The sequence below is a fragment of the Clostridium sp. AF02-29 genome, assembly GCF_934835585.1.
GTDB classification, from domain to species: domain Bacteria; phylum Bacillota; class Clostridia; order Lachnospirales; family Lachnospiraceae; genus Otoolea; species Otoolea fessa.
Genome location: NZ_CAKVZK010000007.1, coordinates 72,927 through 81,596 on the forward strand (window position 1 = coordinate 72,927; position 8,670 = coordinate 81,596).

At 48.6% G+C, this 8,670-nt stretch carries 9 protein-coding genes, 1 tRNA gene and 1 pseudogene; 9 read left to right on the plus strand and 2 right to left on the minus strand.

Annotated elements, in window-relative coordinates; genetic code table 11:
- Window positions 1-42: 42 nt before the first annotated feature.
- From pstC to PUQ60_RS03385, 5 genes are all read left to right on the plus strand, one after another.
- Window positions 43-981: a phosphate ABC transporter permease subunit PstC gene (pstC, locus tag PUQ60_RS03365; protein WP_273381259.1), complete on the plus strand. Its 939-nt coding sequence runs from the start codon at window positions 43-45 to the stop codon at window positions 979-981.
- Window positions 971-1,846, plus strand: coding sequence for a phosphate ABC transporter permease PstA (gene pstA / locus PUQ60_RS03370; RefSeq protein WP_118523122.1), 876 nt, complete (start codon window positions 971-973; stop codon window positions 1,844-1,846). The genes pstC and pstA overlap by 11 nt, the downstream gene beginning before the upstream one ends.
- Window positions 1,847-1,867: 21 nt before the next feature.
- Window positions 1,868-2,623, plus strand: a complete 756-nt coding sequence (gene pstB / locus PUQ60_RS03375; protein ID WP_022359895.1) for a phosphate ABC transporter ATP-binding protein PstB — start codon at window positions 1,868-1,870, stop codon at window positions 2,621-2,623.
- A gap of 72 nt (window positions 2,624-2,695) precedes the next feature.
- A complete protein-coding gene (gene phoU, locus PUQ60_RS03380; protein WP_273381260.1) occupies window positions 2,696-3,358 on the plus strand; it encodes a phosphate signaling complex protein PhoU in 663 nt (220 codons plus the stop codon).
- A 107-nt stretch (window positions 3,359-3,465) separates the two neighbouring features.
- On the plus strand, window positions 3,466-4,068 hold the full coding sequence (locus PUQ60_RS03385) for a DedA family protein (protein WP_118481982.1): 603 nt from the start codon (window positions 3,466-3,468) through the stop codon (window positions 4,066-4,068).
- A gap of 33 nt (window positions 4,069-4,101) precedes the next feature.
- Here PUQ60_RS03385 and PUQ60_RS03390 read toward each other — a convergent pair whose 3' ends face one another.
- Entirely contained in the window at window positions 4,102-5,001 is a 900-nt protein-coding gene (locus PUQ60_RS03390; RefSeq protein ID WP_270231683.1) for an MBL fold metallo-hydrolase, read from the minus strand.
- 75 nt (window positions 5,002-5,076) lie between these two features.
- A tRNA-Arg gene (locus PUQ60_RS03395) sits at window positions 5,077-5,148 on the minus strand.
- A 120-nt stretch (window positions 5,149-5,268) separates the two neighbouring features.
- Here PUQ60_RS03395 and PUQ60_RS03400 point away from each other — a divergent pair.
- The 4 genes and pseudogenes from PUQ60_RS03400 to PUQ60_RS03415 form a co-directional block, all read left to right on the plus strand.
- Window positions 5,269-6,054 (plus strand): hypothetical protein, encoded by a 786-nt coding sequence (locus tag PUQ60_RS03400; RefSeq protein WP_273381263.1) that lies wholly within the window; start codon window positions 5,269-5,271, stop codon window positions 6,052-6,054.
- Window positions 6,055-6,224: 170 nt separating this feature from the next.
- A complete protein-coding gene (gene queA, locus PUQ60_RS03405) occupies window positions 6,225-7,250 on the plus strand; it encodes a tRNA preQ1(34) S-adenosylmethionine ribosyltransferase-isomerase QueA (protein WP_118523816.1) in 1,026 nt (341 codons plus the stop codon).
- A gap of 195 nt (window positions 7,251-7,445) precedes the next feature.
- Window positions 7,446-7,886, plus strand: coding sequence for an IS200/IS605 family transposase (gene tnpA / locus PUQ60_RS03410; protein WP_118638580.1), 441 nt, complete (start codon window positions 7,446-7,448; stop codon window positions 7,884-7,886).
- A gap of 8 nt (window positions 7,887-7,894) precedes the next feature.
- Window positions 7,895-8,670 (plus strand): annotated as a pseudogene (locus PUQ60_RS03415) (transposase); the annotation flags it as partial.

Consider the following 8,670-nt stretch of genomic DNA (forward strand, 5'->3'; position numbering starts at 1 on the left):
ACCGAAAGCGGCTCGCTGTTCAATCCGAGACAGGAGAGACATATGCACGAAAAGAAATTTACCATTTTTGGAAGCCATGCCACGAAATCAGCGGTAGAGAGGGCAGCGGAAATTATTTTTACCGCCTGCGGCCTGCTGGCGGTGGTGGCAGTTTTTTCAATTACCTTATACATGATTATCAGCGGTACCCCGGCACTTTTTAAGGTGGGCGTTCCGGAAATCTTATTTGGAACCGTCTGGAAGCCGACTGGAAATCCGGCGTCTTTCGGAATTCTCTATGTTATTTTAACTTCCATCGTCGGAACCTTTCTGGCGATCCTGATCGGTGTGCCGATTGGGCTGTTTACCGCCATCTTTCTGGCAGAGGTTGCGCCGCCGAAGGTAGCGGCAGTGGTCCGCCCGGCGGTTGAGCTTCTGGCAGGTATCCCGTCGGTTATCTACGGACTTTTAGGAATTTTGATTTTAAATCCTCTGATGTATAAGCTGGAAATGAAAATCTTTGCCGGTTCCACGACGCACCAGTTTACCGGTGGTGCGAACCTCATATCGGCAGTTCTGGTTCTGGCAATCATGATTCTTCCGACCGTCATCAATATCAGTGAGTCATCCCTTAGGGCAGTGCCGAAGCATTTAAAGAGTGCATCGCTGGCACTGGGTGCAACCCATATCCAGACGATTTTCAAGGTAATTGTTCCGGCCGCACATTCCGGCATCATCACAGCCGTAGTTCTTGGCTGTGGTCGTGCGATCGGCGAGGCGATGGCGATCAGCCTGGTATCCGGAAGCTCAGTCAATCTGCCGCTTCCATTTAACTCCGTCCGCTTCCTGACGACCGCGATCGTGGCGGAAATGTCTTATTCCGAGGGACTTCACCGGGAAGTGCTCTTTACCATCGGTCTGGTGCTGTTCGTATTTATCATGTTTATCAACACGGTGCTCAGCCGGATGTTTGTGAAGGAGGGCGGCGCAAATGACCGATAATAGTATGAAAAGTATTTACCAGAAGCGCACCCGCATCGGGGACAATATCTTAAAAGTGCTGATTTATCTGGCAGCTGGCGTGGCGATCGCGCTGTTAGTTGGCATCATGGGGTATGTGTTTGTGCGCGGCCTGCCGCAGGTTTCCTGGCAGCTTCTGTCCACGGTGCAGAGCTCCCTCAAGGGCACCTTTGGTATTCTGGGAAATATCATCAACACGATTTACATCATTGTAATTACCCTTATCATTGCAGCGCCGATCGGAATCGGCTCCGCCATTTATCTGAACGAATACGCAAAGCCGGGAAAACTGGTGCGGACGATTGAATTTACAACCGAGATCCTGTCCGGTATTCCGTCGATTATTTTTGGTTTGTTCGGTATGGTCTTTTTCGGAATGACGCTGAAGCTGGGCTATTCGGTTCTGACCGGATCCTTCACGCTGACCCTGATGGTGCTTCCGCTGATTACGCGGAACACACAGGAAGCACTCAAAACAGTTCCGGACAGCTACCGCAGCGGCGCACTGGGAATCGGTGCAACGAAATGGTATATGATCCGGACGATCCTGCTGCCGAGCGCGGCACCGGGGATTCTGACCGGCGTCATCCTTTCGATTGGCCGTATCGTGGGCGAGTCGGCGGCGCTTCTGTTTACTGCCGGAAGCGGCTTCCAGCTACCGAAAAACCTGTTTGGAAAACTGTTTGAGTCGAGCGGCACGCTGACCATCCAGCTCTACCTGTCAATGCAGAAAGCAAAATACGATCAGGCGTTTGGAATCGCGGTCGTGCTTCTGATTATCGTGCTGGTAATCAACCTGCTGACGAGATTTTTGACCAACCGGTTTGATGTGACAAAATTAAAATAAAGTAAAAAATGAGGAAATGATATGGAGACAAAAATTTCTACGTCGGATTTGAATCTGTACTATGGAAACAATCATGCATTAAAAAATATCAATCTGGATATATATGAAAATCAGATCACAGCGTTTATCGGACCGTCCGGCTGCGGTAAGTCTACCTATTTAAAAACATTGAACCGCATGAACGATCTGGTGCCGAATGTAACAATCAATGGAAAGGTGTTGATCGACGGCGAGGATATCTATGATCCGAAGGTTGATACGACGCTTCTTCGCAAGAAGGTCGGCATGGTATTTCAGCAGCCGAACCCATTTCCGATGAGTATTTATGACAATATCGCGTATGGACCGCGGATTCACGGCATTAAGGGAAAAGCAGAGCTGGACGCGATTGTGGAGAAGAGTCTGCGCGGCGCGGCCCTGTGGGATGAGGTCAAGGATCGCCTGAAACGTTCTGCACTGGGACTTTCCGGCGGACAGCAGCAGCGTCTCTGCATCGCGCGTGCGCTGGCGGTTGAGCCGGAGATTCTACTGATGGATGAACCGACCTCGGCACTGGACCCGATTTCCACGCTGAAAATCGAGGATCTGATGGGCGAGCTTAAGAAGAATTATACCGTTGTCATCGTTACCCACAATATGCAGCAGGCGACCCGTATTGCGGACTATACGGCATTTTTCCTGGTGGGAGAGGTAGTCGAGTATGCACCGACAACGGATCTGTTCTCGCATCCGCGGGAGAAGAAGACGGAAGACTATATTACCGGACGGTTTGGATGATAACCGGATGGTTGGAAATTTGGAATGGGTAGAAAATCAGGCAGGAAACAACATAAACGGAGGAGACGCGGGATGGCGACAAGAGAAACATTTTTACAGGAGTTAAAGAACCTGAATCAGGAAGTAATCACGATGAGCCAGATGGTGCAGGATGCGATTGACAGCAGCTTTCAGGCTCTCAGCGAACATAATACGGAATTGGCAGACAAGATAATTAAGGGAGACCGCGATGTGGACAATATGGAACGAAAGATCGAGACACACTGCCTGATGCTGATGTTAAAGCAGCAGCCGGTCGCCAGCGATCTGCGCCATATCTCGACGGCACTGAAAGTAGTGACCGATCTGGAGCGGATGGGCGATCAGGCAGCGGATATTGCCGATCTGTCCCTGCGCTTAGAGGCAGCGGATTACGGTCTTGTGAGCAAACACCTTCCGGCGATGGTGGCAAATGTAAAAACGATGGTTAAAGATGCAATTCGCGCTTTCATCGAGCGCGATACCGAAACCGCAGAAACCTTTGAGCAGAGAGATGACCTGATTGATGCCTTTTTTGAGCGTGTCAAACGGGAAGTCATCGAATTTCTGAAAAAAGATGGAGACAAATCCGATGTGGCGGTGGATGTGCTGATGGTTGCCAAGTACCTGGAGCGAATCGCCGATCACGCGGTCAATGTGTGCGAGTGGACAGAGTTCTCGGATACGGGGGCCGTGGGGAATGTGATGATTCTCTAGGTTTAATTAAAATCCGGGCATGAAAAATGAAAATTAGATGCCTGGATTTTTTCCGTTCCGCATAAAATACATAGAATATGTGGAAATAACGTGGAGTGCGATATATCATGCGTGATATAGTGCTGGAACTTTTAAGTTCATACGGATATGCGGGAATGTTTGCCCTGATTCTAATTGAGAATTTGTTTCCGCCGATCCCGTCGGAAGTGATTTTAACCTTTGGTGGATTTATGACAACATATACACGGATGAACATAGCCGGGGCAGTTCTGGCAGCGACGGCGGGCTCGGTGCTGGGGGCGCTGATTCTGTATGAGCTGGGGCGGCACATTCCCGTGCAGAAGTTTTATGCATTTTTGGGCGGGGCATGGGGAAAACGGCTGGGAGTAGAAGTGGAAGATGTGAAAGATGCAGACGGATGGCTGGAGAGAACGGGACGGTCAGCCGTCTTTTTTTGCCGGTTCGTTCCGATCATCCGAAGCCTGATCTCGATCCCGGCGGGGATGGCAAAGATGGAACTGCTGCCGTTTCTCCTTCTGACAACAGCGGGCAGTCTTATCTGGAATACGGTGCTCATCGGAGCCGGCGCGGTGGCGGGGGCATCGTGGGAACGTATTCTGGTGCTGTTAAAAACATATTCCCGCTTCGCCGTGATGGGAGCGGGAATCTTGGGATTTGCGGTGGCGTGTGTGTATTTTCGGAAACGATAACAACAGGAGAGTGAAAATTCATGCAGAAAGAGTTTATTCATTCAAGTAAAAATATATCGTGTCATTCTTTACTTCCAGCCGTGCCGTCCCATCGATCACCAGCTGTTCCAGATATGGGCGCAGGTGGCGTTCCTGACGGATGAGCTGGTCGTAGGTACCGATGTGCATTCCGATCAGGCGTCGGCTTTCCTGATAAAATTCATCACGCGTCATCGGTCTCTGCAAAAGCTTTGCCAGCTCTGCGAGACGCAGACGGACAAGATCCATATTTTTGTCCGCCAGTTCCCGGATATTGCCATCAAATGGACCTTTGTGCGATAAAATCCAGTGCTGGTAAGGCAGTTTTGTGATTGCTTCCTTGCTTTCCAGATCCAGACCGACGTGGTCGCAGTATGGAAGCTTGACGTGACGCAGGACATTTTCGGTTAAAAGCGCGTCCCCGGCAAAGCAGACGCCGTCCGGTGTGCCGATGACGATGTGGTCGAGGGAATGCCCTGGCAGATGGTGAACCGGGAAGGTTACGCCGCAGAGTGTCACGGAAGTATCCTCCGGCTGGATGATACAGTCAACCGGGCAGCGCTGCTCGGTGTCGATGGAAACCTTTTCCTCCTCGGAGCGCCCGAAATAATTGGTATACCGTTCCAGCGCCGCCTGGGAGGCGATCAGCCCGGCTTCGCCAAGCGACATAGCCAGTGGAATCTGAAAGGCTTCGCGCAGGCGTTTGCTGTTTCCATGATGGTCGATGTGCGCGTGGGAAACGATCAGCCCCGCCGGGGTCAGCCCGGCGTCTTTCAGAGAGCCGACCAGCTCGTCATATTCCTTTGAGTAACCATTGTCAAACAGGATGCAGCGGGTGTCGTCGATGCGGTAGATGCCGACGGCTGTTTTGCCAAGCAGGCAGTCTGTATTTCCAGAAACGTGTATGAGTTCCACGGAAAGAGTCCTCCTTTTATCATGAATAACACAAAAAGCGACGGCTGAGATATCTCCGCTGTCGCTTTTTAAGAATGCGTCTGATAGGAATCGAACCTACGCCTCAGGCTCCGGAGGCCGGCGCTCTATCCACTGAGCTACAGACGCATTACTTGTATGATACTATAATATTTAGAAAATTGCAAGTTTTTTTTCGGAAATACCGCTTGCCGAGTAACCAAATCGCCGCTATAATATTAACAATCGAATAAGTCAGGAGGCGGTCGGGTGGGAGAACCGAAAAAGAAACCGGGACGCAGCCGGAAGAACGGAACGGACTGGGAACTGCGCCGCTATGTGATGCTGCTTGCGGCGGTGATTGTATTGATTCTGATTGGCGCGGTGGCGATGTTTTCCGGGAAAATAACAGACATTCTGGGGAAAAAGGATGGCTTACCGGCAGAAATGGTGGATACAGGCGGATCTGGAATGGTGATTGAGCCGGACACGAAAGAATATATTCAGGACTTTGGCGGATGTATTCTGACAGAGAATGGCGAGCCGGGGATCACAGAGCTGATGAATACTTATTTTCAGGCGGTTTCCGACTGTGATATGGATACGTTTGTGAAGTTGTTTACCTCACAGGATACGAGTGAGGAAGAACATTACCGTCAGGAATTTGAAGAACAGAAGCAGTACATTTCCGGGTACCAGAATGTGAAATGTTATACGACGCCGGGGCTTAGGGACGGTGAGATGGCAGCGTATGTGTATTATGAGATTTTGTATACGGGCGTGGAGACACCGGCACCGAGTCTGGTGCGGATCTATGCAATCCGGGCGGAGAACGGAAGCTGGCAGATCGATGACGGGAAAATGTCCGAAGAGCTGACGCAGTATTTTGAAGAGCTGTCGGTCAATGAGGATGTGCGCCTTCTCAGCAAGCAGACGGATGAAGCAATGGATGCGGCGATGGAGCAGGATGAAGCGCTGAAAGAGCGCGTGGAATTTATGAAACAGGGCGCATCTTATATGCAGGAGGAGTCAGAACCGGCTGCGTCAAATCCTTAAAATGCTTTATTGAATTCGTCTGGCTGGAAAAATAAAGTTTTTAAGGTATGGAAAGCTGAAAAGCGGATATTCCGGAGTATAGAGAAATAGCTGATAGCATATAAGATATAAAACTGATTGATTTATATAAAGCGAAAGTACAGATATAGAAAGACAAAGAGGCACAAAGAATGGATGTAAAAGATTTTTATTATGATTTACCGCAGGAGTTAATTGCACAGGATCCGCTGGAAGATCGTTCTTCTTCCCGGCTTTTAGTGCTGGATAAAAAGACGGGTGAGATGCAGCATAAGGTGTTTAAGGATATTGTCAATTATCTTCATCCGGGCGATTGCCTGGTGATCAATGACACAAAGGTTATCCCGGCGCGTCTGATCGGAAGCAAGGAGGGAACGGATGCACACATCGAGATTCTTCTTCTGAAACGCCGTGAGAACGATATCTGGGAGACGCTGGTAAAGCCGGGCAAAAAGGCAAAGCCGGGAACCGTGATTAATTTTGGCGACGGTCTGTTAAAGGGAACCGTCATTGATGTGGTAGAGGAAGGAAACCGGCTGATTCAGTTCTCCTACGAGGGTATTTTCGAGGAGATTCTCGACCAGCTCGGCCAGATGCCGCTGCCGCCATACATCACCCACCGTCTGCAGGATAAGAACCGCTATCAGACGGTTTATGCGGAACACGAAGGATCGGCGGCTGCACCGACAGCAGGTCTGCATTTCACGAAAGAGCTGCTGGCACAGATTCAGGAAATGGGAGTCAAGATCGCGCACGTCACACTTCATGTGGGTCTGGGAACCTTCCGGCCGGTCAAGGTTTCGAATGTACTGGATCATCATATGCACTCGGAGTTCTATCGTATCGAGGAAGATGCCGCCAACATGATCAATGAGACGAAGAAAAATGGCGGACGCATCATCTGTGTCGGTACGACAAGCTGCCGGACGATTGAATCCGCAGCGGCTGAGGACGGCACGATCCGCGCGTGCAGCGGCTGGACCGACATTTTCATCTATCCGGGCTACCAGTTCAAGATTCTGGACTGTCTGATCACAAACTTCCACCTGCCGGAGTCCACACTCGTCATGCTGGTATCTGCACTGGCAGGCAGAGAACATGTGCTCACGGCGTATGAAGAGGCGATCCGGCAGAGATATCGGTTCTTTAGTTTTGGGGATGCTATGTTTATCCAGTAGAGAAAAGGGATGTATGAAAAAGACTCATAGTGAAAGGCTATGGGTCTTTTTATTTCGAAAACTGTTTGAAAAACGGCACACCGCATTCTCGTTACTTTAGTGATGAGTTAGGTGTGCCAAATTTTTTATCAAGATACTTATCAAGATACAGAACTAGTGTTTGCCAAATGTGGAGGCATATGGTATAATATAAACATGGAAAAAGATATATTTACTATTAAGAGAAATACACTTTCATATGGTAGAGGATATGTGTATTCTTTGCAATATCATCTTGTCTGGTGCACGAAATATCGAAAACAGGTTCTGAAAAATGGGATAGACGCAGAATGTAAAAAAATGTTGTATGGACTTGCGGAGGAATACAAATTTAAGATTCTGGCGATGGAGGTTATGCCAGATTATATTCATTTACTTCTGGATTGCAAACCACAATTTTTTATATCAGACATGATAAAGATTATGAAGGGGAATCTGGCACGTCAGTTGTTTCTTTCACATCCGGAATTAAAACAGGAGCTATGGGGAGGACATTTGTGGAATCCATCCTATTGTGCAGTCACCGTAAGTGACCGAAGCAGGGATCAGGTAGTGGCATACATTGAGGGACAAAAAGAGAAGGAAAAAAGAAAGTAGGAAACTTTATGCAGATTGTATCCAGCTATGGAGTAGAAATTAAAAAAAAGAATATACCGCTCCGCTCTACGCTGGATATTTTTCGGAAAGCAGTTTCCTATCTGATTCCGGTGTATGCAGAGATATGGGAAGAACTTTCAGAAATCAAAAATCTACAAAAACGCTTTAATGAGGCGGAACATCTGGTACATGAGACAAAAAAGAATCATGCCAGATTTCCGTTTGACCGTCATTTTCCTAAGATGCCATCTTATCTGAGAAGAGCGGCGATTCAACACGCACTTGGAGCAGTGTCCTCCTATCAATCACGCCTTAGTTTGTGGGAAAAGGGAGAACTGAGAGGAAAACCGAAGCTGGTCTGTGAGAATCATGCGATGCCGGTATTTTATCGGGATGTCATGTATAAGGAAGCAGAACCGGGAGAAGATGCGGCACATTTAAAGCTGTTTGATGGGCGGGAGTGGAAGTGGTTTCAGGTAAAATTACTTCATACCGATATGGAATATCTGCGAAAAAAATGGAGTGGTAAAGAGGCATCTGCCCCAACTTTGGAAAGGAAACATCATAAATATTTCCTTCGGTTTTCATACACAGAGGAAGTAAGCTTATCAAAAACAGATGTAAAAGAGCAGGTGATATGCAGCGTTGATTTAGGAATCAATACGGATGCGGTCTGCAGCATCATGCGTGCAGATGGCACTATCCTGGGACGTAAATTTATAAATTTCTCCAGTGATAAAGACCATTTGTATCATGTGCTTGGCAGAATCCGCCGTTTTCAGAG

Bases quoted from the DNA above. Each gene is read 5' to 3' on its own strand.
- pstC (WP_273381259.1), top strand. From the start codon at position 43: ATGCACGAAAAGAAATTTACCATTTTTGGAAGCCATGCCACGAAATCA.
- pstA (WP_118523122.1), top strand. From the start codon at position 971: ATGACCGATAATAGTATGAAAAGTATTTACCAGAAGCGCACCCGCATC.
- pstB (WP_022359895.1), top strand. From the start codon at position 1,868: ATGGAGACAAAAATTTCTACGTCGGATTTGAATCTGTACTATGGAAAC.
- phoU (WP_273381260.1), top strand. From the start codon at position 2,696: ATGGCGACAAGAGAAACATTTTTACAGGAGTTAAAGAACCTGAATCAG.
- PUQ60_RS03385 (WP_118481982.1), top strand. From the start codon at position 3,466: ATGCGTGATATAGTGCTGGAACTTTTAAGTTCATACGGATATGCGGGA.
- queA (WP_118523816.1), top strand. From the start codon at position 6,225: ATGGATGTAAAAGATTTTTATTATGATTTACCGCAGGAGTTAATTGCA.
- tnpA (WP_118638580.1), top strand. From the start codon at position 7,446: ATGGAAAAAGATATATTTACTATTAAGAGAAATACACTTTCATATGGT.